Source organism: Halosimplex carlsbadense 2-9-1 (assembly GCF_000337455.1).
Classification (GTDB): domain Archaea; phylum Halobacteriota; class Halobacteria; order Halobacteriales; family Haloarculaceae; genus Halosimplex; species Halosimplex carlsbadense.
Genome location: NZ_AOIU01000031.1, coordinates 39,133 through 63,768 on the forward strand (window position 1 = coordinate 39,133; position 24,636 = coordinate 63,768).

General features: G+C 69.3%; 28 protein-coding genes. 23 read left to right on the top strand and 5 right to left on the bottom strand.

The features are described 5' to 3' along the window. Positions 1 to 30 precede the first annotated feature (30 nt). Together C475_RS12565 and C475_RS12570 are read right to left on the bottom strand one after the other, a co-directional pair. Complete coding sequence (locus tag C475_RS12565) at positions 31 to 660, bottom strand: RAD55 family ATPase (RefSeq protein WP_006884216.1); 630 nt, start codon at positions 658 to 660, stop codon at positions 31 to 33. 28 nt (positions 661 to 688) lie between these two features. Next, complete coding sequence (locus tag C475_RS12570; protein ID WP_006884217.1) at positions 689 to 1,339, bottom strand: MinD/ParA family ATP-binding protein; 651 nt, start codon at positions 1,337 to 1,339, stop codon at positions 689 to 691. Between the two features lie 93 nt (positions 1,340 to 1,432). Here C475_RS12570 and pyrB point away from each other — a divergent pair, with 93 nt between their 5' ends. The 4 genes from pyrB (at position 1,433) to C475_RS12590 (ending at position 4,808) form a co-directional block, all read left to right on the top strand. Further along, positions 1,433 to 2,347 (top strand): aspartate carbamoyltransferase, encoded by a 915-nt coding sequence (gene pyrB, locus C475_RS12575; RefSeq protein WP_006884218.1) that lies wholly within the window; start codon positions 1,433 to 1,435, stop codon positions 2,345 to 2,347. Continuing rightward, positions 2,344 to 2,805 carry an aspartate carbamoyltransferase regulatory subunit gene (gene pyrI, locus C475_RS12580; protein ID WP_006884219.1) on the top strand — a complete coding sequence of 154 codons (462 nt, stop codon included), beginning with the start codon at positions 2,344 to 2,346 and terminating at the stop codon, positions 2,803 to 2,805. The genes pyrB and pyrI overlap by 4 nt, the downstream gene beginning before the upstream one ends. 106 nt (positions 2,806 to 2,911) lie before the next feature. Next, positions 2,912 to 3,754: a manganese catalase family protein gene (locus tag C475_RS12585; RefSeq protein WP_006884220.1), complete on the top strand. Its 843-nt coding sequence runs from the start codon at positions 2,912 to 2,914 to the stop codon at positions 3,752 to 3,754. A gap of 226 nt (positions 3,755 to 3,980) precedes the next feature. Continuing rightward, positions 3,981 to 4,808 (top strand): alpha-amylase family protein, encoded by an 828-nt coding sequence (locus C475_RS12590; RefSeq protein ID WP_006884221.1) that lies wholly within the window; start codon positions 3,981 to 3,983, stop codon positions 4,806 to 4,808. A gap of 698 nt (positions 4,809 to 5,506) precedes the next feature. On the opposite strand, the gene C475_RS12595 is transcribed toward C475_RS12590, so the two are convergent. After that, positions 5,507 to 6,070 carry an NUDIX hydrolase gene (locus C475_RS12595; protein WP_006884222.1) on the bottom strand — a complete coding sequence of 188 codons (564 nt, stop codon included), beginning with the start codon at positions 6,068 to 6,070 and terminating at the stop codon, positions 5,507 to 5,509. A 230-nt stretch (positions 6,071 to 6,300) separates the two neighbouring features. Between C475_RS12595 and C475_RS12600 the strand changes: the two genes are divergently transcribed. From C475_RS12600 to C475_RS12640, 9 genes are all read left to right on the top strand, one after another. Next, positions 6,301 to 7,002: a DUF7504 family protein gene (locus C475_RS12600; protein WP_006884223.1), complete on the top strand. Its 702-nt coding sequence runs from the start codon at positions 6,301 to 6,303 to the stop codon at positions 7,000 to 7,002. A 44-nt stretch (positions 7,003 to 7,046) separates the two neighbouring features. Next, a complete protein-coding gene (locus C475_RS12605) occupies positions 7,047 to 7,229 on the top strand; it encodes a hypothetical protein (RefSeq protein ID WP_006884224.1) in 183 nt (60 codons plus the stop codon). A gap of 9 nt (positions 7,230 to 7,238) precedes the next feature. Beyond that, a complete protein-coding gene (locus C475_RS12610) occupies positions 7,239 to 7,664 on the top strand; it encodes an RNA-binding protein (protein ID WP_006884225.1) in 426 nt (141 codons plus the stop codon). 7 nt (positions 7,665 to 7,671) lie between these two features. Continuing rightward, positions 7,672 to 8,445 carry an RNase P subunit p30 family protein gene (locus tag C475_RS12615; RefSeq protein WP_006884226.1) on the top strand — a complete coding sequence of 258 codons (774 nt, stop codon included), beginning with the start codon at positions 7,672 to 7,674 and terminating at the stop codon, positions 8,443 to 8,445. A 51-nt stretch (positions 8,446 to 8,496) separates the two neighbouring features. Beyond that, positions 8,497 to 9,168, top strand: coding sequence for a methyltransferase domain-containing protein (locus C475_RS12620; protein WP_006884227.1), 672 nt, complete (start codon positions 8,497 to 8,499; stop codon positions 9,166 to 9,168). After that, positions 9,165 to 9,641 carry an Rpp14/Pop5 family protein gene (locus tag C475_RS12625; RefSeq protein WP_006884228.1) on the top strand — a complete coding sequence of 159 codons (477 nt, stop codon included), beginning with the start codon at positions 9,165 to 9,167 and terminating at the stop codon, positions 9,639 to 9,641. Before C475_RS12620 ends, C475_RS12625 begins: the two co-directional genes overlap by 4 nt. A 2-nt stretch (positions 9,642 to 9,643) precedes the next feature. Further along, complete coding sequence (gene psmA / locus C475_RS12630) at positions 9,644 to 10,411, top strand: archaeal proteasome endopeptidase complex subunit alpha (protein WP_006884229.1); 768 nt, start codon at positions 9,644 to 9,646, stop codon at positions 10,409 to 10,411. 121 nt (positions 10,412 to 10,532) lie between these two features. Beyond that, positions 10,533 to 11,258, top strand: a complete 726-nt coding sequence (locus C475_RS12635; RefSeq protein ID WP_006884230.1) for a ribosome assembly factor SBDS — start codon at positions 10,533 to 10,535, stop codon at positions 11,256 to 11,258. A gap of 222 nt (positions 11,259 to 11,480) precedes the next feature. Then, positions 11,481 to 11,720 carry an HVO_2901 family zinc finger protein gene (locus C475_RS12640; protein ID WP_006884231.1) on the top strand — a complete coding sequence of 80 codons (240 nt, stop codon included), beginning with the start codon at positions 11,481 to 11,483 and terminating at the stop codon, positions 11,718 to 11,720. Between the two features lie 33 nt (positions 11,721 to 11,753). Here C475_RS12640 and C475_RS12645 read toward each other — a convergent pair whose 3' ends face one another. Continuing rightward, complete coding sequence (locus tag C475_RS12645) at positions 11,754 to 12,188, bottom strand: SRPBCC family protein (protein ID WP_006884232.1); 435 nt, start codon at positions 12,186 to 12,188, stop codon at positions 11,754 to 11,756. 72 nt (positions 12,189 to 12,260) lie between these two features. Further along, positions 12,261 to 12,902: a hypothetical protein gene (locus tag C475_RS12650; RefSeq protein ID WP_006884233.1), complete on the bottom strand. Its 642-nt coding sequence runs from the start codon at positions 12,900 to 12,902 to the stop codon at positions 12,261 to 12,263. 136 nt (positions 12,903 to 13,038) lie between these two features. On the opposite strand from C475_RS12650, the gene C475_RS12655 reads away from it, so the two are divergent. The 10 genes from C475_RS12655 to C475_RS12700 all read left to right on the top strand — a co-directional run bounded on the left by C475_RS12655 (position 13,039) and on the right by C475_RS12700 (position 24,590). Then, on the top strand, positions 13,039 to 13,461 hold the full coding sequence (locus tag C475_RS12655) for a helix-turn-helix domain-containing protein (protein WP_006884234.1): 423 nt from the start codon (positions 13,039 to 13,041) through the stop codon (positions 13,459 to 13,461). 457 nt (positions 13,462 to 13,918) lie between these two features. Further along, a complete protein-coding gene (locus tag C475_RS12660; RefSeq protein WP_006884235.1) occupies positions 13,919 to 14,818 on the top strand; it encodes an ABC transporter ATP-binding protein in 900 nt (299 codons plus the stop codon). Beyond that, a complete protein-coding gene (locus C475_RS12665; protein WP_006884236.1) occupies positions 14,815 to 16,923 on the top strand; it encodes an ABC transporter permease subunit in 2,109 nt (702 codons plus the stop codon). Before C475_RS12660 ends, C475_RS12665 begins: the two co-directional genes overlap by 4 nt. Beyond that, positions 16,907 to 18,082 carry an ABC transporter permease gene (locus tag C475_RS12670; protein ID WP_006884237.1) on the top strand — a complete coding sequence of 392 codons (1,176 nt, stop codon included), beginning with the start codon at positions 16,907 to 16,909 and terminating at the stop codon, positions 18,080 to 18,082. Before C475_RS12665 ends, C475_RS12670 begins: the two co-directional genes overlap by 17 nt. Positions 18,083 to 18,183: 101 nt before the next feature. After that, complete coding sequence (locus C475_RS12675; protein WP_006884238.1) at positions 18,184 to 19,158, top strand: aldo/keto reductase; 975 nt, start codon at positions 18,184 to 18,186, stop codon at positions 19,156 to 19,158. Between the two features lie 96 nt (positions 19,159 to 19,254). Further along, positions 19,255 to 19,935 carry a PH domain-containing protein gene (locus C475_RS12680; protein ID WP_006884239.1) on the top strand — a complete coding sequence of 227 codons (681 nt, stop codon included), beginning with the start codon at positions 19,255 to 19,257 and terminating at the stop codon, positions 19,933 to 19,935. Between the two features lie 5 nt (positions 19,936 to 19,940). Beyond that, positions 19,941 to 21,695, top strand: a complete 1,755-nt coding sequence (locus C475_RS12685; protein ID WP_006884240.1) for a PH domain-containing protein — start codon at positions 19,941 to 19,943, stop codon at positions 21,693 to 21,695. A 106-nt stretch (positions 21,696 to 21,801) separates the two neighbouring features. Beyond that, positions 21,802 to 22,245 carry a hypothetical protein gene (locus C475_RS12690; protein ID WP_006884241.1) on the top strand — a complete coding sequence of 148 codons (444 nt, stop codon included), beginning with the start codon at positions 21,802 to 21,804 and terminating at the stop codon, positions 22,243 to 22,245. A 105-nt stretch (positions 22,246 to 22,350) separates the two neighbouring features. Next, entirely contained in the window at positions 22,351 to 23,112 is a 762-nt protein-coding gene (locus C475_RS12695; protein ID WP_006884242.1) for an ABC transporter ATP-binding protein, read from the top strand. Further along, positions 23,109 to 24,590 (top strand): hypothetical protein, encoded by a 1,482-nt coding sequence (locus C475_RS12700; protein ID WP_006884243.1) that lies wholly within the window; start codon positions 23,109 to 23,111, stop codon positions 24,588 to 24,590. The genes C475_RS12695 and C475_RS12700 overlap by 4 nt, the downstream gene beginning before the upstream one ends. Positions 24,591 to 24,636: the final 46 nt, after the last annotated feature.

Sequence of the window (24,636 nt, forward strand, 5' to 3'; positions counted from 1 at the left end):
GACTCTCCGGGAGAAGCCGGACCGGGACCCTCAGGCGATATCGCGGCTCGTGTCGATCGACACCTGCTCGACCAGATCGAGTTTGATGATGTCGGTCGGGGCGCGGCCGCCGCGGAACTTGGGGATCGCGAGGCGGTTCTCCACCTCGTCGGAGGTGATCGTCGTCTCCAGCTGGAAGATCACGTCGGCGAAGTGCTCCGTGGTGTCTCGCAACGGCGGGACGCTGCGGCCGTCGAGGCAGTGGACGATGGCGAGACTGCCCGTGTTGACGATGTGGTTCTGCAGGTCGTTCAGAAACGAGCGGTACCGCGACGGCGGTTCCTGGGCTTCGAGCACGTCGAGCGGGTCGACGATGAGATTCGAGGTCTCGGGGAGCGCGCTGACGAGCTTGCTCGCGTTGTCCAGCGGCGCCTCGCCCGAGATGTGGCGGACCGTGGGGTCGCCGGTGCTGGCGGGTGACTGCTCGATACTGGCCGTGACCGACTGAGCGGTACGGTCGAGCGAAAGGTACAGCGTGCCGCGGGTCGCGGTCAACTCGTAAAGGAACAGCTCCGCCTGGCTGGCCGGCTGGGCGCTGAGAGCGACGATGCTCCCTTCCGGGATCCCACCCCCGAGCTTCCGGTCGAGGACATCGATGCCCGTGTGTAGCCGGTTAACCATTCCACTGGATGGTTCTGATCCCACAAGATTAAATATTCCGCCTCGCGAGCGCCGTTGCGAGCCGATCGTACGACGCGCGTCCGACCCGGTCACCCAGCACGTCCCCCGCTATCTCCGGGATCGTCGCCAACACCGGTTCGAGCGCGCGAACGGGACCCCCCTCACGAGCGGAGACGCCGGACGGGGAACCGTCGGTCCGCGTGAGGACGCTCCCGACGACTCGGGCGCCCAGCGTCTCGGCCATCCGCGCGGTCTTGGCGGCGTCGTCGAGGCTCGCCGACCGGTCGGTCGAGACGACGAGCGCCCCGTCGGCGTGACGGAGCGGCGCGGCGGCGGCGTCCGTCGCGCCCGCGGGACAGTCCAGGATCACCCGCTGGCGAGCGCGCCGGAGTCGACGGAGCGCCGTCCGGTCGAGCGGCCCCGACGCGCCCCCGGCCGGGAGCACGTCGACGCCTGGGACGACGGTACTCCGGTGGGTCGACGCGGCGATCGAATCGCCGTCGGCGACGGCGTCGACGCCCGGCGAGCGGTCCGTGTCGGCCATCGTGTGCAGGTTGGGCATGTCGCAGTCGGCGTCGACGACGAGCGGCCGCCCGCCGTCACGCGCGAGCGCTGCCGCCAGGCCCAGCGCAGTCGTCGTCTTCCCACAGCCACCCTTCCCGCCGGCAATCGCGAGCATGGGACGGCGTGGCCGGGCTCTCGTACTTGAACCTTCGGAGCGATCGACCCCGTGTCGGGAGTTTCAAGACAGTCGAGGGCGGGACTCTATTCGATGCGTCACGACCACATTATCAGTGCGAAACAACTCTCGCGGGCGGACATCGAGGCGGTGCTCGACCGGGCGGCCGAGGCGGCGGCCGACCCGGAGTCGTTCGCCGACCGCCACGAGAACGCCCTGCTCGGGCTCTGTTTTTTCGAGCCGAGTACGCGGACGAAGATGAGCTTCACTGCGGCGGCAAAGCGGCTGGGCGGCGACGTGGTGGACATGGGCACCGTCGAGTCCTCGAGCGTCAAGAAAGGCGAGAGCCTCGCCGACACGGTCCGGGTGGTCGAGGGGTACGCCGACGCGCTCGTCCTGCGCCACCCCAGCGAGGGGTCGGCCCAGATGGCCAGCGAGTTCGTCGACGTGCCGCTGATCAACGCCGGCGACGGCGCCGGCCAGCACCCCACCCAGACCCTGCTGGATCTGTACACCATCCGCGAGTCGGCGGGCTTCGACGACCTGACGATCGGGATCATGGGCGACCTGAAGTACGGCCGCACCGTCCACTCGCTGGCCCACGCGCTGACGAACTTCGACGCCGACCAGCACTTCATCAGCCCGGAGAGCCTCAAGCTCCCCCGGAGCGTCCGCTACGACCTCCACGAGGAGGGCGCGTCGATCCGAGAGCACACGGAACTGGACCCGGTGCTCTCGGAACTCGACGTGCTGTACGTCACGCGGATCCAGGCCGAGCGGTTCCCCGACGAGAGCGAGTACCGAGCGATCGCCGGCGAGTACCAGATCGACACCGAGACGCTGGAGGCGGCCCGAGACGACCTGACGGTCATGCACCCGCTGCCCCGCGTCGACGAGATCGCCCACGAGATCGACGACACCGACTACGCCCACTACTTCCAACAGGCCCACAACGGCGTCCCCGTCAGGATGGCGCTTCTGGACCTTGTCCTCGGAGGTGAGCAATGAGCGACCGCGAACTCCGCGTCTCCAAGATCCGCAACGGCACCGTCGTCGACCACATCACGGCCGGCCAGGCGCTGAACGTGCTGGCCATCCTCGGCATCGACGCCGACAGCGGCGAGACCGTCAGCGTCGGGATGCGCGTCCCCAGCGACCGCCTCGGCAGCAAGGACATCGTCAAGGTCGAGGGCCGCGAACTGAGCCAGGACGAGGTCGACGTACTCTCGCTGATCGCCCCCGCCGCGTCGATCAACATCGTCCAGGAGTTCGACGTGGTGAAGAAACACCGCGTCGAGCGCCCGGAGGAGGTCGTCGGCGTCCTCTCCTGTCCCAACCGCCACTGCATCACGACCGAGGACGAGCCCGTCGAGTCCCGCTTCGACGTGCTCGACGACGGCATCCGCTGCACCTACTGCGACACCATCGTCCGCGACTCCATCCCCGAGCAGATCGACGTGGCCTGAGTGCGCGCCGGCTCCCCCTCTGTTGTGATTCCCGTCACTGGTGGTGCTTGCTGGCGAAGGCGGCTCACCTATTGAAAACCCGGCCGTTCTCCCGCTGGGGAGTCCAATGTACTACCACGACGACAAGCTCCAGTACCCGGTCGAAGTCGATGAACCCGACCCCGCGTTCGCCAAGATGCTGCAGGAGGCCATCGGCGGCGTCGAGGGCGAGATGCGCGTCTGCCTGCAGTACATGTTCCAGGCGTTCGGCGTCCCGGACGAACACGCCGAGTACCGCAAACTCCTGATGGAGACGGCCGTCGAGGAGATCGGTCACATCGAGATGCTCGCGACCGCCGTCGCGAAGAACCTCGAAGGCGCGCCGACCGAACTCCGCGAAGAGATGAGCTCGGACCGCGCCGTCAACGCGGCGATGTCCGGGATGTTGCCCCGGCAGTACCTCTCGGCGGGGATGAACGCGATGCCGATCGACGCGAACGGCAACCCGTTCGACGCGAGCTACGTGGTCGCCAGCGGCAACCTCGCCGCGGACATGTACGCCAACGTCATGGCCGAGTCGACCGGTCGCCTGCTGGCGGCGCGGCTGTGGGAGATGACCGACGACCCAGGGATGAAGGACATGCTCTCGTATCTGGTCGCCCGCGACGCGATGCACCAGAACCAGTGGCTGAAGGCGCTGCACTCGCTGGGCGACCCCGAGGATCCCTTCGACCACCTCCCGATCCCCAACACCTTCCCCGAGGAGGAGATGCCCGACGAGTTCGACTACTCGTTCATGTCGACGACCCGCGACGGCGACGAGTACGAGGCGCCGTGGACGCACGGGCCGTCGGTGGACGGGACGGAGGACTTCTCGTTCGTCTGGGAGGGCGACATGGAGGGCGCCATGCGCGATATCTCGGAGGCCGACCCCGACACGCACAACGAAGTGGCGAGCGACGACGACTGAGCGGCCGGTCGTTTCGCACCAGAAACACTTTAACCGGTTGCCACGTACGTGCGTTCGATGTCGAAGAAATCACTGTTCGTGCTGGTCGCTCTGGTCGCGGTCGCCGTCGTCTACAAGACGGCGCTCGCCGAGTAGGGGGGAATTCCGGGCGCACCAGCGCCGGTGAGGCATCGCTCTCCGACCGCCTTTTCGAACGACTTACACCGCGCGCCCCGTACCCACGGGTATGTACGGCGTCGTCACGCGCAACGAGCCCGAACTCGAGTGGGCGGAGTTCGACCGCGCCTTCTACGAAGTCAAGGACGTGACCGGCCGCGCGGCCGAGCCCGTCGAGAACGGCGTCAACATGATCTCCTGTTTCGGGGACAACAAGGCCGCCGCGGACAACCCCGACCTGGTCCCCGAGAGCGACGCGGGCGAACCCGCCACGCGGGACCGCCCCTACTTCGACTGGGCGTACGTCTGTCCCACCCACGAGCGCTATCGCGAGGGCCTCCTGGAGATAATCGAGGACGCCGCCGCCGTCAACGAGGACGTGCGCCTCGACGACGTGGGCTTCCCACGCGAGGAGTACTGCCACTGCGACCGTTGCGAGGCGACCTTCGAAGCCAGCGAGTTCGACGACTGGCGGGCCTGGCGGACGAGCGTCATCACCGAGTTCGTCGCCGAGGCCCGCGAGCGGGTGCCCGGCGACCTGTATCTCACGCTGTATCCCGACCCGTATCCGGGCCACATCTACGACCGCGCGGGCCTGGACGTGGCGGCGCTTTCGGAGTACGTCGACGAGTTCGTCGTCCCGCTGTACGACATGGCCTACTCGACGACCTACTGGCTGGAGATCCTCGCGAAGGGGTTCGTCGACGAACTCGACGCGCCGTTCTCGATCGAACTCTACGCGGTCGACGTCGACATCGACGACCTGATCCACGCGACGGAGGTCGCCGACGAGTACGCCGAGTCGGTGGTGTTCGGCTACGACGCCAGCAACGCCAGGGCCACGGTCCGGCGGCTGCAGGCCGACGCCCGCGAGGGCGAGCAGTTCGGGCCCGAGTAGCGACCAGTCGGGCTCGCGTCTACGCCGTGACCCGTGCATTCGGAGGCGTCCGTCGTGTAGAACGGCGGTGCGTGAACGCGACCGCACTCGACACCAGGCGTCGAAAACCGCTCGACCCGCTCGCTAGCTGGAGTCGCTACTGCATTCGACGGCAGGCGGTGAAAGCCCTCGACGCGCTCGCTCACGGGTCGTTGCACTCCCCGTTCGCATGTCGAGGCGCTCGCGGTCGCTGTCTCTGAAAATCGGAGATTTTCGGGATCGGGCAAGAGCCCCGCTCTTGCTGACCTCGCGGGAGCGAAGCTCCCGTTCAGTGACGAGAGAGCTTTGCTCTCTCGAACCAAGCGGGATATCCGCGCTCTCGGCACCGCCCGCTCACGGCACAGCCGTTCGCTTCGAGGCGCTGCGCGCCTCGCACCGCGCGAACGGTCCGAGGGAGCTTCGCTCCCTCGCTACTCACGAGGACGCCAGGGACAGCACCGCAGCAGTAACTGCCCCGCACAGCACCGCAGACGGCCACAGACCTCCCCAGCCTCTTGCGATGCTCGCAGGCTGCGCTTCTCATCCACTGACAGAGCAAGCTCTAACAAGCCTTCGCTCACAGGGTTCGCGAAGACCTCGCGCAACTAGTTCGAGCGGCCCGCCAAGCGGCGGGCACGCTCGACAGCGCGCGCCAATCGTACCCGCTCCGCCGCAACCGCTTACTCGCCGAACCGTTTCTTGCGCCACTCTTGCAGGACCGACCGGTCGCGAGTGTTCTCCGGCAACTCGTCGAACCAGCGAGCGTCGGTGATCTCGCCGTCGGGATCGCACACCGCCAGATCGGTCGAGTCGGCCTCGCCTTCGAAGATGGGGAGGACGCCCCAGGTCTCGTGGCCGTCGCTGCGGAAGCGGACCTCGCCGAGGACCCCCAGGCCGTCGTAGGTCACGTCGATCCCGGCCTCCTCGCCGAGTTCGCGTCGGGCGCCCTCGCGGACGGACTCGTCGGGTTCGACCTCGCCGCCGGGCAGGACCCAGGTGTTGATAGCGGCCTGCTCGACGAGCAGGAGTTCGCCGGTTGGCCGATAGGCGAGGGTGTGGGCTCCGTAGGGGAGCCCCTGGGCCTCGATGCGCTCGGCGACGGTCCGGAAGCGGTCGCGGGAGACCGTCCGGGTGGTCCGGAACTCGACGAAGTCGTCGTAGCGGTCCGCGAAGCGGTGGTACACCTGTTCGGCCGCCTGACGGGCCTCGGTGGCGAGGAACCAGAGGTTGTCGACGGCGGTCATCGCACCCGTGTCGGTCGGTCCAGTCTGCTCGACGGGCGCGGTTCGCCCGGCAAACGCCACCGCCGGCCAGCGCGCGTTCGCTCGGTCATGGCCCCCCATTCGCGAGTCTCCGGCATAAGCTTTCGACCTCCGGGCCGACTCCCTGACGTTACGTTGCACTTGCGTACGCCGACGGCGTCTGCCGACTGTCTGACGGGTGCTTATGGGCCCTGTCGAGAGATCAGATATCGATGACCGAGGGTGTCATGCGGGCGAACGAGGGTGAACGTGCGAGCCACGGCGGTCCGGACGATGCGACGACGGATATCGACGGGGCCGTCGCGCTCGTGTGCGAACCGGCGTTCAGGGCGGACGCGGCGGGCCAGCTCGCCCGCGCGCTGGGCGGCGACGGGGAGCGGAGCGTCCTCGGGATACTGTATCGCCACGACGTGCGAGCGTGGACGACGGCGCTCCGGACGCAGCGTGACCGGATCGGCTCGGCCGCGGCCGTCGCCGTCGGGCCCGTGGCCGAGCCCGGACGGACTCGCGACCGGCTTCCGGTCCGCGAGGTCCCGGACCCGACCGACCTCACGGGCGTCGGCATCGCCGTCGGCGAGTGGCTGCGCGCCCGCGACGACGACGAGCGGCCGGTCGTCTGTCTGGACTCGCTTTCGACGCTGCTGCAGTACGCCGACCTCGAACGGGCGTTCCGCTTCCTGCACGCGCTGGTCGCACAGCTCCGCTCGGCCGGCGCGACCGCGTACGTCTCCGTCGACCCCGGCGCCCACGACGAGGCGACGCTGGCGACGCTGCGGACGCTGTTCGACGCCGTCGTCGCGGGCGAGCGAACGACCGCCGGAACGGACGAGGAGTCGGCGGGGGCTGACGGTCGGCCGGTGGCTACGGACGGTGGCAACCCGGATTCGGGCGGGGCGGCGAGCGGCCGCGAGTGAGACGGATCAATCCCTTTTTGACGGGCCGTCGAGTACCGCCGCCCATGGCATTCGAAGAGGACGACCACGTCATCCTCCGCGACGAGCACAGCGAGTACGACGGCGAAGAGGGCACGATTACGCAGGTCGTCGAGACGATGTTCGGCGACGAGAACTACACCGTCTCCTTCGAGGACGGCCAGGAAGCCGGCGTCTCCGAGGACCAGCTCGAAGCCGCCGAGGAGTAACCCCACCCGATGGCCTCCGTCCCGCTGCACTACGTCGACCTGCGCGCGTTCTGTTATGTCACAGAGGACGAGGAGCGCGTCGAGTCGGCGCTGCGCGCGTTCCTCCCCGAGGAGTTCGAGATCGAACGCGCGACCTCGGAGGGCCACCACGGCGACCGCATCGTCGTCCTCTCGGCGCGCGTCGAGCGCGCCGACGAGATCCGCCACGTCCTCGACAGACTCGGCGAACTCGACGACATCGACGCCGTCGTCTCCGAACTCGACGAGCGGGTCGACGACAACTGCGCCTTCTACCTGACCCTGGACAAGCAGGCGGCCTTCTCCGACGAGATCGAGCGCGGCGACGGGATCACCTTCCGTTCGAAGGTCGAGGCCTACCCCGCGAACAAGCCCGCGGCCGTCGAGAACGCCCGCGAGGTCTTCGAGGCGCTCTGAGCGCGCCATGACCGACACGGACCCGGACCGAGATCGGGACCGAGACCGACGCTTCGAGGCCGTCCACGCCCACCCAGACGGCGAGGCGACGGTCGCCCGCCACGCGTCGACCGCCGCCGAGTACGGCTTCGACGGGGTCGTCGTCCGCAATCACGGCGGCGCCCCCGCCGAGTTCGACACCGAGGAGATCGGGGACCGATACGGTATCGACGTCGTCGAAGGCGTCGAGATCCGGGCCGAAGACCCCTCCCGGGCGAGCGGGTTCGTCGGCAACCACCGCCGGTCGAAGACTATCGTCGCGGTTGACGGCGGATCGGCGGCGATCAACCGCTTCGCCGTCGAACAGCCCGCCGTCGACGTGCTGGCCCACCCGATGGCCGGGGACGGCGACGTGAACCACGTCCTCGCGAACGCGGCCGCCGACAACGGCGTCCGCTTCGAATTTTCCCTCGGGCGCGTGTTGCGGGCCGACGGCGGACAGCGCGTTCAGGCTATCCGCGGGCTCCGGAAGCTCCGGGAGATCGTCGAGGCCTGCGACGCGCCGTACGTCGTCAGCGCCGACCCGCGGAGTCACCTGCAGCTCCGGGCGCCCCGGGAACTCGTCGCCGTCGGCGAGGTGCTGGGGTTCGACCCCGCTCAGGTCAGGTCCGGTCTCGCCGAGTGGGGTTGGATCGTCGACCGGAACCGTCGCCTGACGAGCGACGCGTTCGTCGAACCGGGCGTCTACCGCGGGTCCGTCGCGGACGGCCACCAAGCCAACGACGACGAGGCGTTCGACTGACGCCGGTCGGGGAGCGAGGCGTTCTTTGTCTCCCGGGTCGAACCCGTTCGCATGAACCACTCTCTCGACGAGCACGCCGCCCGCTTCGACGAGATGGCGGCCGAGTACGACGAGGAGGAGAGCGACGAGTACCGCGCCTGCGCGTCGCTGGTCGTCGAACACGCCAGCCCCCGCCCGGACGACACCGTCCTCGACCTGGGAACCGGGACCGGCGCCATCGCCCTTCCACTGGCCGAGGGAGCCGAACGGGTGATCGGCCGCGACATCAGCGAGGGGATGCTGGAGGAGGCGCGCGCGAAGGCCGAAGAGCGCGACCGCTCGAACGTCGAGTTCGGCGAGGGGCGGTTCCGCGAGCCGGCGGTTCCCGACGACGCCGACGTGGACGTGGTGACGACGAACTTCGCGATGCACCACCTCGGGGACGCCGAGAAGCGCGCGGCGATCGACGTGATCGCCGGCCTGGGACCGCGGCGGATCGTCCTCGGCGACGTGATGCTGTTCGGCGAGCCCGACCCCGACGAGCCGTTCTACAGCCCCGCGGTCGACGACCCGGCGACGGTCGGCACGCTTGCCGACGCGTTCACCGACGCCGGATACGCGCTGACGGCGGTCGAGCCGGTCCACGACCAGGTGGGCGTCCTCGTCGCGGAACGCGTGGAGCCCGCCGGAGAGCCGGCCGAGGCGGGCGGCGCGACGGACGCCGACGGGGAGGGCGGGTCGTGAAACACCTCCCGAAACACCTGCAGCCGCGGTGGCGCTACCTCGCGGTCGAGCTGGAGTCGTGGCCCGACGCCGAGATCGACCGTCGAGCGTTCCAGCGCGAGGTGTGGTTCGCGGCGCAAAACCTCGTGGGCGACGCCGGGAGCGCGGACGCGGACCTGTCGGTGGTCCGGTTCGACTTCGACGAGGGAGCGGGGCACGTCATCGTGCGTGCACGCAGGGGCGAGGTCGACCGCGCGCGGGCGGTGCTGGCGTGTCTGGACGCGGTCGAGGGCGCGGCGGTGGGCGTCCGCGTGCGAGGGGTTAGCGGCACGGTGCAGGGCTGTGAAGAAAAGTATATACGACGCCGACCGGAACCAACGGACCAGAGAAACGTCGTCTTCGAGAACGCCGAGCGGCGTGCCGTCGGTCGCGGCGGCCGAATCGACGTGCGGGCCGACGACGCGTTCGTCGGGGCGACCGAACTCGATCTATAAATATGCAGGGACAATCGCAACAGCAGGCGTACGACCGTGGGATCACGATCTTCTCGCCGGACGGTCGGCTCTACCAGGTCGAGTACGCCCGCGAAGCCGTCAAGCGCGGCACGGCGAGCATCGGTGTACGAACAGCTGACGGCGTCGTGCTGGCGGTGGACAAGCGCATCCGCTCGCCGCTGATGGAGCGTTCCAGCGTCGAGAAGATCCACAAGGCCGACGACCACATCGGCATCGCCAGCGCCGGCCACGTCGCCGACGCGCGCCAGCTCATCGACTTCGCGCGCCGCCAGGCGCAGGTCAACCAGCTGCGCTACGGCGAGCCCATCGGCGTCGAGACCCTCACCAAGGCCGTCACCGACCACATCCAGCAGTACACGCAGGTCGGCGGCGCCCGCCCGTTCGGCGTTGCCCTCATCATCGGCGGCATCGCCAACGGCGAGCCCCGCCTCTACGAGACCGACCCCTCGGGGACGCCCTACGAGTGGAAGGCGCTCGCTGTCGGTGCCGACCGCGGCGACATCCGCGAGTACCTCGAGGACAACTACGACGAGGAGATGGACCTGGACGGCGGCGTCGGCCTCGCGCTGGAGGCGCTCGCGTCGGTCAACGACGGCGAGCTCTCGCCGGAGGGCATCGGCATCGCCACCATCAGCGTCGACGACGAGCAGTTCTCCGAGATGAGCGACGCCGAGAAGGAGTCCCACCTCGACGAGCTCGACCTGCTGGCCGTCGAAGACGAAGACGACGACGAAACCGACGAGGAGTAACGCCGCCCCGAGCGGCCGCGGTCCCTCGTCGCGATGGACCGCGGGTTCGCCTGCCGGCGTGACCGCTTCCGTGCGGTCGGCGCCCACACACCTTTTTACCCACACGGTGTTACCTCCGGGTATGATATCGCTCGACGAGGCCGTGACGGCGCGTCTGGAGTCCCACGGCGAGCGCTTCGAAGTGCTCGTCGAACCCGACGCCGCCCTCGCTATGAAGCGCGGCGAGTTCGACGGCGAACTGGAGGACGTGATCGCCGCCGAGGACGTGTTCGAGAACGCCTCCCGCGGGGACCGCCCGCCGGAGGACGCGCTCGAAGAGGTGTTCGGCACCACCGACCCCCTGGAGATCATCCCCGAAGTCGTCGACCGCGGGGAGATCCAGATCACCGCCGAACAGCGCAAGGAGATGCAAGAGCGCAAGTACCGGGACCTGGTCAACCGCATCACGCGCAACGCGGTCAACCCCCAGATGGACGACGCGCCCCACCCGCCCGACCGCATCGAGAGCGCGCTGGAACAGGCCGACTTCAAGGTCGACCCGATGGAACCCGTCGAGAACCAGGTCGACGACGCCCTCGACGCGCTGCGACCGGTGATCCCCATCCGCTTCGATACGGTGAAGGTCGCCGCCCAACTGCCCGCCGACTACGCCGGGAGCGGCCAGGCGCAGGTCCGCGAGTTCGGCGACCTCGAACGCGAGGAGTGGCAGCCCGACGGCTCCTGGGTCGGCGTCGTCGAGTTCCCCGCGGGGATGCAGAACGACTTCTACGACCTCGTCAACGAGGTCTCCAGCGGCGAGGCCGAGACCCGTATCCTCAAAGACGAGGACGACCTCGACACCCGGTAGGCCCGCGACAGGCGCCCGATACCGGGAGACCTTCGACCGCCGGGAACCGACCGGTCGGTCAGTTCCGGCGATCGCAGGACGGCGGCGGTTCTGGAGAGTTGGTCACCGACGGTTGTGCGAGATTACCGACCGCCGTCCGGCGGTCACGGCCGCCCTGTGAGCGGTTCCCGGGCACGTGAACGTTCCGGTGTTGATATATGGGACGATGTCGAACTTCCGAATATGACTAACGTCTGCCGCAACTGCAAACGCACGTTCAGTACGGAACTCGAACTCGAACTCCACCGGGACACGTGCTCGCAGGGCGATCTGTTCTGCGACGAGTGCGGCGAGCGGTTCGCGGAGCGGACGGCCACGGAGGACGGCTGGCACTATCGATGCCCCAGCGACGACTGCGACGGCGAGGGGATGGGCGAGGACATCCACAAGGTCAGCAACGTACGACTCGAAAAGTCGGTCTGACGACGACTGCGATCGTCCGGTTCCCGAACAGTGCTATCTCGTCGGTAGGTCCTCGTTTTCCGCGATAGTCGCGATCCGGTCGAGCGCGCGCCGGCAGACGATGGCGTAGCCGCCCGCGAGCAGCGGGATCTCGAAAGCGACTCGCGAGCGGTCCTCGCCCAGCGGCGTGACCGCGTGGCCGGTCGCCGGGATCTCCGCCACGCGCCACGTCCAGCGGTAGTCTCCACAGGTGTCGACCTCGAAGGGGACCCACGGACCGCCGGCGACCTGCACCTCGCCCCGCGACCCGGATTCGATGTATCGGTCGCCCGAGCGGACCGCGCTGACGCTCGGGCCCCACTCGGGCCACTGTTCGGTGTCGGTCAGAACCGTCCAGACGGCGTCGGCACCCGCGTCGACGACGCGGTCGACCACGAGGCGTCGTCCGTTGGGGGTCCGCTCGATCTGCGGCAGCGAAGCCATGTGCATCCGTTGGGGCTGCTCGGTCTTGGGTGTCGGGGCGGAGTCGGTCGCGGCCGGTCCGGCGCTGGCGCACCGCTGTCAGGGGATCTCGCTGACCGCCCGCCGGAGGTCGCGCTCGTTGCCCCAGCGGACGACCCGCTCACCCGCGGCGCGTTCGAGCGCGGCGAGATGGGCGGCGGCCATCCCGTTGTCGTAGCGCTCGCGCCGGCGCTCGTCGGTCTCGTATGTGCGTTTCAGCAGCCAGAGCACGTCTCTGACCCGGCTCTGTTCGTGATAGAGGTAGCCGAGTTCCCAGACGTGGCCGCCGTCGTAGTCTTCGAGGACGCCGACGACGTGCGTGGCCTGCTCGCAGAGGATCTCGAAGGCGGGCGCCCACAGGTCGATCTCGCCGCCGGAGAGCCCGAAGTCCTCCAGCATGAACGCCGTCGCCTCGCGGCGGTCGTCGAGCAGGTCCCGCACGCGCCGCCGACGCTGACCGGGCCCGTCATCGCCCCCGCGGCCGACGATCAGATACCGGCGGTCGCTGTACTGGATGTCGTTCAGCCGGTCGCCGTGGAGGTGCGTCTTCAGTCGCTCGTGCTGTCGTGGGGTGAAGGTCAGCGACTCCGGGCTCGCGTCCACGAGTTCGTCGCCGTCGACGCCCACGACGTACTCGGTTGGCTCCCCCGCTTCGTCCCCGTCGCCGTCGTCCCCCGACGCCCCCTCGTCGCTGTCGACCATGCCGGCTCGACTCCCGGCGGTGGCAAGTGTCTTCCGACTGGTGTAGGAACGGTCGTGTAATCATTCGACAACCGGTAGAGAAACACTCGTACTCAGCGTCCAAGTGTTTATCACGGCCGGGGCCATACGTGGAGATATGCGACCCGACACGGCCGAACCCGGCGGGGACGAGGCGACCGAGGGGTTCGATCCCTGGCTCGCGCTCCAGCGGGTCACCGACTCGACGCGGGCCAACATCGTCGCGGACGTGGTCGGCCACCCGAAGGGCGCGCCCAGCGTCGACGAACTGGCCTACACGAACCCGAGCCTCGAAGCCGACACCATCCGCAATCACCTGAAAGTGCTCGTCGAGGCGGGGGTCGTCGAGGAGCTGACCGTGCCGGCGGGCCAGCGGACGCGGGGCTACCCCTACAAGTTCTACCGGGTGACGGCGGACGCTCGTGAGCTGTTCGACCGCAACGGGCTGTTCCCCGCCGAGGCGTGGCGGCGGCAGTACGACCGCGTCGAGAAGACCGCCGAAATTCGTGAGTTGGAAGCGATGCCCCGTCCCGAGGCGTGAGTCGTCGTAGTGGTACCCGAAATCGACCGCTGAAAGCCCTCGGCCCGCTCGCTCGCAATTGGTTCTACCGCAGAAGACAGCAAGCGACGAAAGCCCTCGGCCCGCTCGCGGTCGCTGAGCGACATATCCTCGCTCGCAGGCTCGCTCAGATAGAGGTCACTCAGGCGACTGAACTACGCGCGAGCGACCCTCGCCCTTTCAGTCCGCCAGGAAAATCGCCCCGCACAGCACCGCAGACTGCCACATTCCACCCCAACCGATTTCGCTCCTCGCTCACTTCGTTCGCTTCGGTGCTCATCCCTCGCACGGCTCCGTCGCGCGCATGAAAGCGCGCTCCAGCGCGCGCCACTCCGCCTGTTGGGTAGCTGTTCAGTGTAACCTATCCCCATCGACCGATACCCAGATCCGATAACGGGGGACGAACCTATACAATCCCCCACCCGCAAAGGTCGGTCGAATGATCACGGCCCGCGACCTGCGAAAGGAGTACGGCGGCTTCGTCGCGGTGGAAGGGAGCACGTTCACGGTCGAGGAGGGCGAGGTCTTCGGCATCATCGGCCCGAACGGGGCCGGCAAGACGACGACCCTGAAGATGCTCGCCGGCCTCGTCGAACCGACCGACGGCGACGTATCCGTCGCCGGCTACGACGCCGGTGAGACCGAGATGCGCCAGCGCCTGGGCTTTCTCCCCGAGGAGTCGCCGCTGTACGAGGAGATGACGCCCGTCTCGTATCTGCACTTCTTCGCGGACCTGTATGACGTGCCCGAGGGCGTGGCGGACCGGCGCATCCACGACACGCTCGAACGGCTCGAGCTCGACCACCGCGACCGGCCGCTGGGCGACATGTCCAAGGGGATGAAACGGAAGGTCGCCATCGCGCGGTCGCTCATCAACGATCCCGACGTGCTGATCTACGACGAACCCGGCAGCGGGCTGGACCCGCTGACGACGAACTACATCATCGACTTCACGCGCGAACTCGGCGAACAGGGCAAGACCATCGTCTTCAGCGCCCACAACCTCTATCACGTCGAGAGCATCTGCGACCGCGTCGCCATCATGAACGAGGGCCGTATCGTCGCGAAGGGCGACCTCGACGAACTCCAGGCGGAGTACGGTCAGACGGAGTACCACGTCTACACGACGGTCGAGGTGCCCGAGAGCGCCCGCGACAACGGCTATCACCGACGCGTCGTCGAGAGCATGGACGCCGTCGACGAGACGCGCGAGGCCGCCCAGGCCGCGGGCGGCGAGGTCGTCGACATCCGGACGGAGGAGTCGAGTCTCGAAGAGGTGTTCCTCAACGTCGCCGAGTCCGACCCCGAGGCCGAGCGGACCTCGGGGCCGCGAGCGTGAGCGGCCCGCCGCCCGTCGGCGGGGACGACCGTTCCCGCCGGGAGTCACAGATAGGGAGCGATGCGTCGGCCACCCAGCGGTTCGTCCGCTGGGTCCGCACGCGCGTCGAGAACGTCGCCCGGATCGCCCGCTGGGAGGTGACGAAAAACGCCGGGGGCGTCGACCGGCGGACCGTCGTCGTCGCGCTGCTGGCCGTCCTCGGACTCGGCGCGATGGCGCCCGTCGCGGTGAGCCAGGGCGTCGCGCTCGACCAAGGCATCTACCGGGTCGGCGTCGTCGAGGAGGACCCGCTGTACGACCCGGTGTCGCTCGACCCGACCTTCCGGGTGCAAGACCCGAGCGAGTCGGCCGTCGGGGCGGGCGACCAGGAGGTGCTGGTCGTCGGGCCGCGAGTCAGCCAATACGCCGACTCCACCAAGGGACGGGCGGCGGTCGCGGAGCTGCGGTCGACCGTCCAGCGGTACAACGACGGGATCATGGACGGCGATGACAACCAGTCGGCCGCGTTCCCCGTACTCGTGAACCTGACCTACGTCGAGCGCGAATCACAGCAGGTTGCGGTCTCGCAGACCAGAACCGTCCCGATCCAGACCGACGAAGGCGGGACCGGAAGTGGCGACGGGACCGCCGGTGACGGCGGAAGCGGCGGTGGCGGCGAGGATACCGGTGGCGCGGCCGGGAGCGACGGTGGCACCGGTGGCGGTTCGAGCGACGGAGCGGGCGCCGGATCCGGTGACGGCGGAAGCGGCGGTGACGGCGAAGGGACGAGTGCCGGAACCGGGAGCGACGGTGGCACCGGCGACGGAGCGGGCGGTGGCGACGGGAGCGGCGACGTGACCACTCCGAGCGAGGGGTCCAACGTCGCCGGGTCGAGCATCGGCGCGCGACTGACCGGCGGGAGCGCCACCGGCGCGCCCTCTGACATCGCGCCGCCGTTCCCGTTCCAGTCGCTCGTACTCGCGTTCGTGTTCGTCCTGCCGCTGAACTTCGTCATCCAAGCCTACGGCTCGACGATCCTGAGCGAGCGGATCAACCGTCGCGGGGAACTCCTGCTGGTCGCGCCCGTCTCTCGCGGGGACATCATCGTCGGCAAGACGCTGCCGTACTTCGCGGCCGCCGTCGCCGTCGCGGCGGGGATCACGCTCGTCCTTCAGGTCGGGCTCGGACTCGGCGGCTCGGCGATCTCCGTCCTCGCCGTCGTCCCGCTCGCCATGCTGTTCCTCGCCGCCACCTTCCTCGGCGCGATGTTCGCGCGGTCGTTCAAGGAGCTGACCTTCGTCACCGTGACGATCACCGTCTCGCTCACCTCCTACGCGTTCGTCCCGGCGATCTTCACGGACGTGACGCCCATCGCGCTCATCTCGCCGCTGACGCTCGTCGTCCGGGACCTGCAGGGCCAGGCGGTCGGCCTCGGCCAGTTCGTCTTCTCGACGCTGCCGCCGACGCTGACGGCGCTGGTCTGTTTCGGGCTGGGCGCCGGGCTCTACCGCGAGGAGGATATGTTCACCCAGCGGCCGATCCCCTACAAGGTGCTCGACGCGCTGGCGGGGCCGATCGAACGCCGCCGGAGCGTCGCGCTCGTGACCGCCGTCCTCCTGCCGTTCGTCCTCGTGGCGGAACTGGTGGTCGCGGCGTTCGCGTACCCGCTCTGGCAGGCGGAGATCCCGGTCGGGGCCATCGTCGTCGCGGTCCTGATCGGGCTCGCGGTCGTCGAGGAGCTGGCCAAGAGCCTGCACGTCTACGCCGGCTACGCCCACTCGCTGTTCGACGACCGGCTGCGGACGGCGCTGGTCGTCGGCGCCTTCAGCGGTCTGGGCTTTTTCCTCGCCGAGAAGCTCACGCTGATCGTCCGCCTCGCCGACCTGCAGACGCTGCCCGTAGGTCAGACCCTCGTGGGCGAGCAGGCGGCCGTCGGGACGGGCGTCCCGCTCGCGATACTGCTCGTCGCGCTCCTGCTTGCGCCGCTGGCGCTGCACGTCGTCACCGCGTCGATCTCCGCGCTCGGCGCCAGACGCGGCCGGCGCTCGTACGTCATAGCGCTGGTGGTCGCCGTCGCGGTTCACGTCGCCTACAACCTCACGGTGGTGAGTGCCCTTGTCGGGTGATTCGTCGCCCGCGCCCCAGCCGGGGTCGACGGCCGCCGAGTCGGGGGACGGACCGAACGGCGATGCCAGCGGACCGAGCGACGGCGGCGGGTCCTCCGAGCGGTCGCTGCTCGCCGACCCACGACTCACGATCGCCAAGCGGGACTTGGCGTCGCTCAGAAGCGAGAAGACGATCGTTCTCGCACTGCTGATCCAGCTGTTCGTCGCTGCGTTCTCGTCGTTCCTCGTCGTCGGGCTCACGTCGCTGTACAGTCCCGGATCCGTGTCGGCGGGCGAGGTGGTCGTCGGTGTCGCCGGCGAACACGACGACGCGCTGGTCCGGGCGGCCGAGAACCAGCAGGGGGTTCGCGCGGTCGTCTATCCGAACCCCGAGGCCGCCCGCGAGGCCTACCACGACGGGAACGTCCACGCGACGCTGCTCGCCGGCGACTCGGCCGGGCGGATCGGGGTGGAGGTGATCGCGCCGACCGGGAGCATCGAGACGACGCTGATCGTCGACCAGGTGCGCACGCTGCTGGAGTCCGTCGAGCGCACCGAGCGGATCGCCCGCACGGACCACCTCGACACCCCTCCGGTCCCGCTGCCCGAGAACGTGGACGCCAGCCCCTACTTCGGGTTCACCTACACGGTGCTCGTCCCGCTGCTCCTCTTTCTCCCGCCGTTCATCAGCGGGTCGGTCGCCGTCGACGCGCTGACCGAGGAGATCGAGCGCGGGACGCTGGAACTCCTGCGGGTCGCGCCGCTGTCGCTGGTCGACATCGTCGACGGCAAAGCCCTGGCGATGGTGCTCATCGCGCCCGCCCAGGCCGTGCTGTGGATCGCGCTGTTGAGCACCAACGGCATCGGCGTCGCGAACGTCCCGCAGATCCTGCTCGTCGTGACCGCGCTGACGACGCTGGTGGTCACGCTGGGGCTCTCGCTGGGCGTCCTCACTGCCAAGCGCCGGCAGGCACAGCTGCTGTACTCGGTGCTCGTGATCTTCGGGTTCGGTCTGCTGACGTTCGCCCCCGAACACCCGGCGACGACCGTCGCGAAACTCGCCGTCGACAGCCCGACCACGACGACGACGCTCCACGTCGCCGCCTACGCCGTCGCGGCGGTCGTCCTGTTCGTCGGCGCCCGCAGGCTCGTCGCCCGGACCGACCCCGAAGGGCTCTGAGCCGTCGACGGCGACGGCCTCCGCTCGACGCCGGAGCGCACAGAGCCGGCGACAGCACCCGGGGAACGCACCTTTTTGCGCCGCGCGGCCCACCGGTGAGCATGGAGTACACGACACTCGGATCGACCGGCGTCGAGGTCAGCCGCATCTGTCTCGGTTGCATGAGCTTCGGTTCCTCGGACTGGCGCGAGTGGGTCTTAGACGAGGAGGAAGGCGTCGAACTCGTCGAGCGCGCCCGCGACCTGGGTATCAACTTCTTCGACACCGCCAACATGTACTCGCTCGGCGAGTCCGAACGGGTCCTCGGGGAGGCCCTGGAGGGCCACCGTGAGGAGAGCGTCGTCGCCACCAAGGGCTTCTTCCAGATGGACGACGACGACCCCAACTCCGGCGGGCTCTCGCGGAAGGCCATCGAGCAGGAACTCGACAACTCCCTGGAGCGGCTGGGCATGGACACCATCGACCTGTATCAGATCCACCGCTGGGACTACGACACGCCTATCGAGGAGACGCTTCGAGCGCTCGACGACGCCGTCCGCCGCGAAAAGGTCCGCTACATCGGCGCCTCGTCGATGTGGACCCGCCAGTTCGCCGACGCGTTGCACGCCAGCGACCGGCTGGGTCTGGAGCGGTTTCAGACGATGCAGAACCACTACAACCTCCTCTATCGCGAGGAAGAGCGGGAGATGCTTCCCTACTGCGAGCAGGAAGACGTTGGTGTCATCCCGTGGTCCCCGCTGGCACGCGGGTATCTCACCCGACCCCACGAGGAGTACGACGCGACGACCCGCGGCGAAACCGACGACTACGCTCGCGAACACCCCTACTTCGAGGGCGGCGGGAAAGAGATCAACGAGCGCTGCGAGGAGTTGGCCGAGGAGTACGGCGCGACGATGGCCCAGATCGGGCTGGCGTGGCTGCTCGACAAGGACTGGGTCGACGCGCCAATCGTCGGCACGACCAGCATCGAACACCTCGAAGACGCCGTCGAGGCGCTGGATATCTCGCTCTCGGCGTCCGACACGGAGTACCTCGAAGCGCCCTACGAGCCGGTCCGGGTGTCCGGTCACGATTGAGGCTCGGGGAGTGACACCCAGCCCGGCGACCGGAACTGGCCGTATCCGCGCGCGGTGCCGATACCACTAAACCGCGCCCGGCCCACGGGTGATTCGATGACAGATCCCCGTGACGACGGCGACGGCGCCGACCCGTCCACAGAGGGCGTCGCTGCCGACGCGGAGTCGGACGGCGAGCCCCGGGTCGGCGCCGACCGGTCGCCGTCGGACGACACCCCGGTCGCCGAGGACCCGGCGACCGACGCCGACGACCGCCCGGTCGCGGAGTCCGTCGAGACGCCGGGCGAACCGCGGACGCTCGACCCCACGGTCCGGGTCGAGTGGATCGTCGGCCCGCTGTTCGGCGCCCTGCTGACGGCGGCGGTCGCCGGGTTCATCACCTGGGCGGTCGCCGCCGAGTACATCCCCTACGACCGGACGACGAGCGCGGTCGCCGTCGGTGGCGGCCTGTTCGTCCTGTTCGCGGTGTACGGCGCCGTCCGCGCCGTCTTCCTCTACCGGTCGTGGCGTTACGTCGTCCGCGAGGAGTCGCTGTATCTCACACGCGGCGTCCTCACGCGCGTCCAGACGGTGGTTCCCTACGTTCGCGTCCAGCACATCGACACGCGCCGCTCGGCGTTCGAGCGCGTCCTCGGGCTCTCGACGCTGGTCGTCTACACCGCCGGCTCCAGGGGCGCCGACGTGACGATCCCCGGACTCACGCCCGACACGGCTGAGGACCTCCAGTCCCGGCTCGAACGGCTCGCGATCGCCTCCGAGGACGAAGACGCGGTGTGACTCCTATGAGCGACGACTCCACAGGGGACGACCCGACGCCGGACGCGGACGACCGCTCGACCGGCGACCCGCCGGCCGACCGCCACGATCGGGAGACCGTCAGCGAAGCGGCGGCCGAGGACGTCGAGAGCGGGGGCGCCTCGCCGACGACGCCGCGTATCGCGGGCCCACAGAAGCTGAACGTGCTGACGATCCCCTACCAGATCGCACAGCAGGGAGTCAGCATCGCGATCGCTATCTTCGTCTTCGGTGGCGGCAGCGCCTCGGCGCTGTTCGGCTCGGGGCGGAGTTTGCTGGCGATCGGCGCGATCGTGGCCATCTTCCTCGGAATCGCGGCGTTCGTCGGCTACTTCGTCGCCCGCTATCGGCGCTTCGAGTACGAGCTCACCGCCGACACCTTCGACATCAGGTCGGGCGTGCTCTCGCGGCGCAACCGGGAGATCCCGCTGCGGCGCATCCAGAACGTCGACATCAGCCAGAACGTCGTCCAGCGCGCCCTCGGGATCGCCGAGGTCGGCCTGGAGACGGCCGGCGGCGGCGGCACGGAGGCACAGCTCCGGTACGTCGGCGTCGACGAGGCCGAGGCGCTCCAGTCGGAGATCAGCCGGCTGAGCCGCGTCGCGAAGACCGAGGACGGCGAGACGGCCGCGACCGACGAGGAGCGCTTCGACACGGTGTTCTCGATCACCGAGCGCGAGCTGGGGGTCCTCGCGCTGATCTCCGTCGACCTCCGGATCGCGTCGTTCCTCTTCTTCGGCGCGTCCATCTTCGCGCCGTCGGCGGCCTCGATGGCCCAGCCGGACAACTGGTGGGAGTACGGCTTCGGGCTCGACAGCCTCGTCGGCGCGTTCCTGGGGCCGCTGGCCGCACTGGGGGCTATCGCTGCGCTCGCGCTCGTCTCCGGCGTACTCAACGCGGCGCGCTACTACGGTTTCACCCTCGACCGCGGCGAGGACGAACTGCGCTACGAGCGCGGGCTCCTCCAGAAGTATCGCGGTACGATCCCCCTGTCGAAGGTCCAGACGCTGACCCTGGAGGAGAACGTCCTCGCGCGGGCGCTGGACTACGCCGCCCTGACCATCGAGACGGCGGGATACACGCCGACGAGCGGGGAGTCGAACGGCTCCCAGTCGGCGATCCCAGTCGCCGAGCGCGACCGCGTCGTCACGCTGGCTCGCTCGCTGGAGCCGTTCGACGACTCGACGCTCGAACGCCCGCCCAAACGGGCGCGGCTGCGCTACGGCTTCCGCTACGCCATCGGTCTCGCGGTGATCGTCGCCCTGCTGTACGCCGGGACTGCGTTCACGGACTTCCAGCTGTACTGGTACGTCCCGCTGGTCGCCGCGCCGCTCGTGCCCGTCGCCGCCCATTACAAGTGGAAACACCTCGGGTACGCGCTCGGCGAAGACCACGTGGTCACTCGCAACGGCTTCTGGGTCCGCCGGCAGAAGGTCGTGCCGTACCACCGGGTTCAGACCGTGTTCAGCTCGCAGACGGTCTTCCAGCGCCGCCGCGATCTGGCGACGGTCACCGTCGACACCGCGGGCTCCCAGAGCATCACCGGCCAGGACGCCCAGGCCGTCGACATCGACGCCGAGACGGCCGAACGAATCCGCGAGGCGGTCTCCGACGAGCTCTACGGGGCGCTGGCGCGTCGGCGGCGGGACGGCCGAACCCGCTCGGGCGCGGGCGAGACCGGCGGCTCCAGTCGTGCCGGTCCGGGGTCGCTGGGCGACGGGAGCGGTTCACCGGGCGACTGAGGGGCCGGCCGCGCCGAATGCGGTTCCGACGCACCCGACGGCCGGCCGCCGACGGGGATTGCCGCTTCTCGTGCATTGACGGATCACCGAGCCGAACCTCCGAGAGATGATCCCCGCAGGACTCCGAAAGGTAGCCTACGCGTCGATCGCCCTCAAAGGACTGTTCGCGACGGTCGCGCCCCGTCTGAGCGCCCGCATCGCGGCGACGATGTCGCTGCCGGGCTTCGAGAACGTCGGTGAACTGGAGCCGACCGACTGGTACGTCCGCGCGGTCCGGGCGACCGGCGTCGGCATGCTCGCCGCCGGCGGCACCGCGCTTCTGCTCGAGAGTCGCGCCGAAGCCGCGGACGCGGACGACGAGGACTCGACCGAGGCGACCTTCGACGGCATCGACCGGATCGACACCGACGACGACGGCGACGCCGCCGACCTGAGCGTCGACATCGACACCGACGACGAGACCGGCGACGACGAGACCGGCGACGACACGGCGGCCGACGACGCGACCGACCGGGGAGCCGAGACGGCCGACGACGAGCCCGACGAGTAGCGCCGCACCGCTTTCTGACAGTCGTTCCGAAAGTCCAAATCACTATACGGGCAGGCGGTCGATACTGGACAGCTATCGGGCGCGAGTGGCCCGACGGAGACACACATGCCTGCTATCGAGACCGAGGACCTGACCAAGCGGTACGGCGACGTGACGGCGCTGTCGTCGCTCTCACTGTCCGTCCCGGAGGGCGAGCTGTTCGGCCTGCTCGGCCCCAACGGCTCCGGGAAGACGACGACTATCGAGATCCTCACGGGACAGCTCGACCCGACGGAGGGGACCGCGAGCGTGCTGGGCCACGACCCGGTGGCCGATCCGCTCGCCGTCCGCGAGGCGGTCGGGATCCTCCCCGAACGGGAGGACCCGCCGAGCTTCCTCACGCCGCGGGAGTACCTCCAGTTCGTCGGCGACGTGCGCGACCTGTCGGGCGTCGACGACCGCATCGCCGAGTGGGCCGACCGGCTCGGGTTCGTCGACACGCTCGACACCATCTCGACGGACCTGTCGGAGGGCGAGCGCCAGCGCGTGATGCTCGCCCAGACGTTCATCCACGAGCCAGACCTCGTCTTCATCGACGAGCCGCTGGTCAACCTCGACCCGATCATGCAGGCCGAGGTCAAAGACCACATGCGCGACTACTGCGACCGGGGCAACACCCTCTTCCTCTCGACGCACTTCCTGGAGGTGGCCGAACAGCTGTGTACCTCGGTCGGCATCGTCCGCGACGGCGAATTCGTCGCCGAGCGCGACCCCCGCGACCTCGACCCCGACGAGCAACTGCTCGACTACTTCCGCCGTGAGGTCGAGCCCGAGGGAGCGACCGGCGAGATTCCGGCCGGGAGAGCCGCCGGCGAGTCCGAGCGATGAACGGGGCGGACGCGACGGCGTCGGGCGACCGCGGCGGACCGGAACGCGACGGAACGGGCGACGACCGGCCGGGAGGTGGGCTCTCGACGCGGCTGCTCGTCCGGATGATCCGCGAGGAGTGGCGCCTGCAGGCGGAGCTGTTCGGCGACCGCTTCGCCCTCTTCCCGCTCGTGATCGCCGTCTTCGGGGGGCTCGGCGTCTGGCTGTTGACCGTCGCCGGCACCTCGCTCGACGCCGTCGCCGCGGGGCTACACGGCCTCGTGTTCTTCTTCGGCCTGCAGGTCGGCACCATCGGCCTCGTCGGTCGGGACGCGCTGCGGGACGTGCTGGGCGACGTGACGCTGCTCGTGTTCTCGGCGCGGACGCTCCCGGTCACCTGGCGGCGCCTGCTCGGGGTCTTCGTCGTCAAGGACCTGCTGTACTACTCCGGCCTCTTCCTCGTGCCGATGGCGGTCGGCTACGCCGCCGTCGCGCTCTCGGCGGGCCAGCCGGCCGGCGGCGTCGCGCTGCTGTGGCTGACGACGACCGGCGCGTTCGCCCTCGGCGTCGGGACGAGTCTCACGCTCACCGGCGTCGGGACCCGGAGCAGGGCGGCGGTCCTCGCGCTCGTCCTCGCGGTAGCCGCGGGGATACTCACGGGACGGCTCGACGTCGTCGCGCTCTCACCGTACGGCTTCTACCTCGATCCGTCGCTCCGGTCGGCGGCCCTCGGGTTCGGCCCCGCGCTCGCGCTCGCCGTCGCCGGGCCGCTGGCCTTCCAGCCGGTCGAGAGCGGCGGGGCGCGGTCGGCGCCCCAGCGGTACGAGCGAGTCCGCTCGGTGATCCGCGACGACGGCGGCGTCGCCACGCGGACGCTGTTGGAAGTGACCCGGTCGTCGGGATCCGTCTGGAAGGTCCTGTTCTCGATGGGCGTGCTGTTCGGCGTCACGGTCCTGCTCGTCCGCGAAGTCGCGCGGGCGACGACGCTCACACCGTCGTACGGTATCGCCGTCGGGACGCTGCTCGGCCTGGGCGCGTTCACCACCTACAGCTGGGTGACGCAGTTCGACTCCGCCGAGGAGTACCTGCGCCTGCCGCTGTCGCTGTCGGCCGCCTTCGCGGGCAAACGGACCGCGTTCCTCGCCCTCTCCGTGCCCGCCGGGCTGGTTTACCTCGTCGGCTCGCTGGTGTGGCTCCCCCCGGTCCAGGTCGCGGTGGGCGCGGTCGTCTTCCCGCTGGTCGCCGTCTACGTCTTCGGCGTCACCGCCTACGTCACCGGCTTCGCGCCGAACGAACTGCTGTTCGACACGCCGCTGTTCGTCGCCTTCGGCGCCGCGCTGGCCGCGGTCGCCGTCCCGCTGGTCGTCGCCGCGCTCGCCTACACCGAGGCGCCCGCGCTCGCTGTCGGGGTGTCCGTCGGCGTCTCCGTCGTGGCCGCGGCCGTCGGGTTCGCCCTCTCGAACCGGGCGGGCCCGCGCTGGCAGCGGAAACTCCGGTGAGCGGGTCGTCCCAGGGAGTCCCGCTCTCGTGCCCGTCCCGACCGCC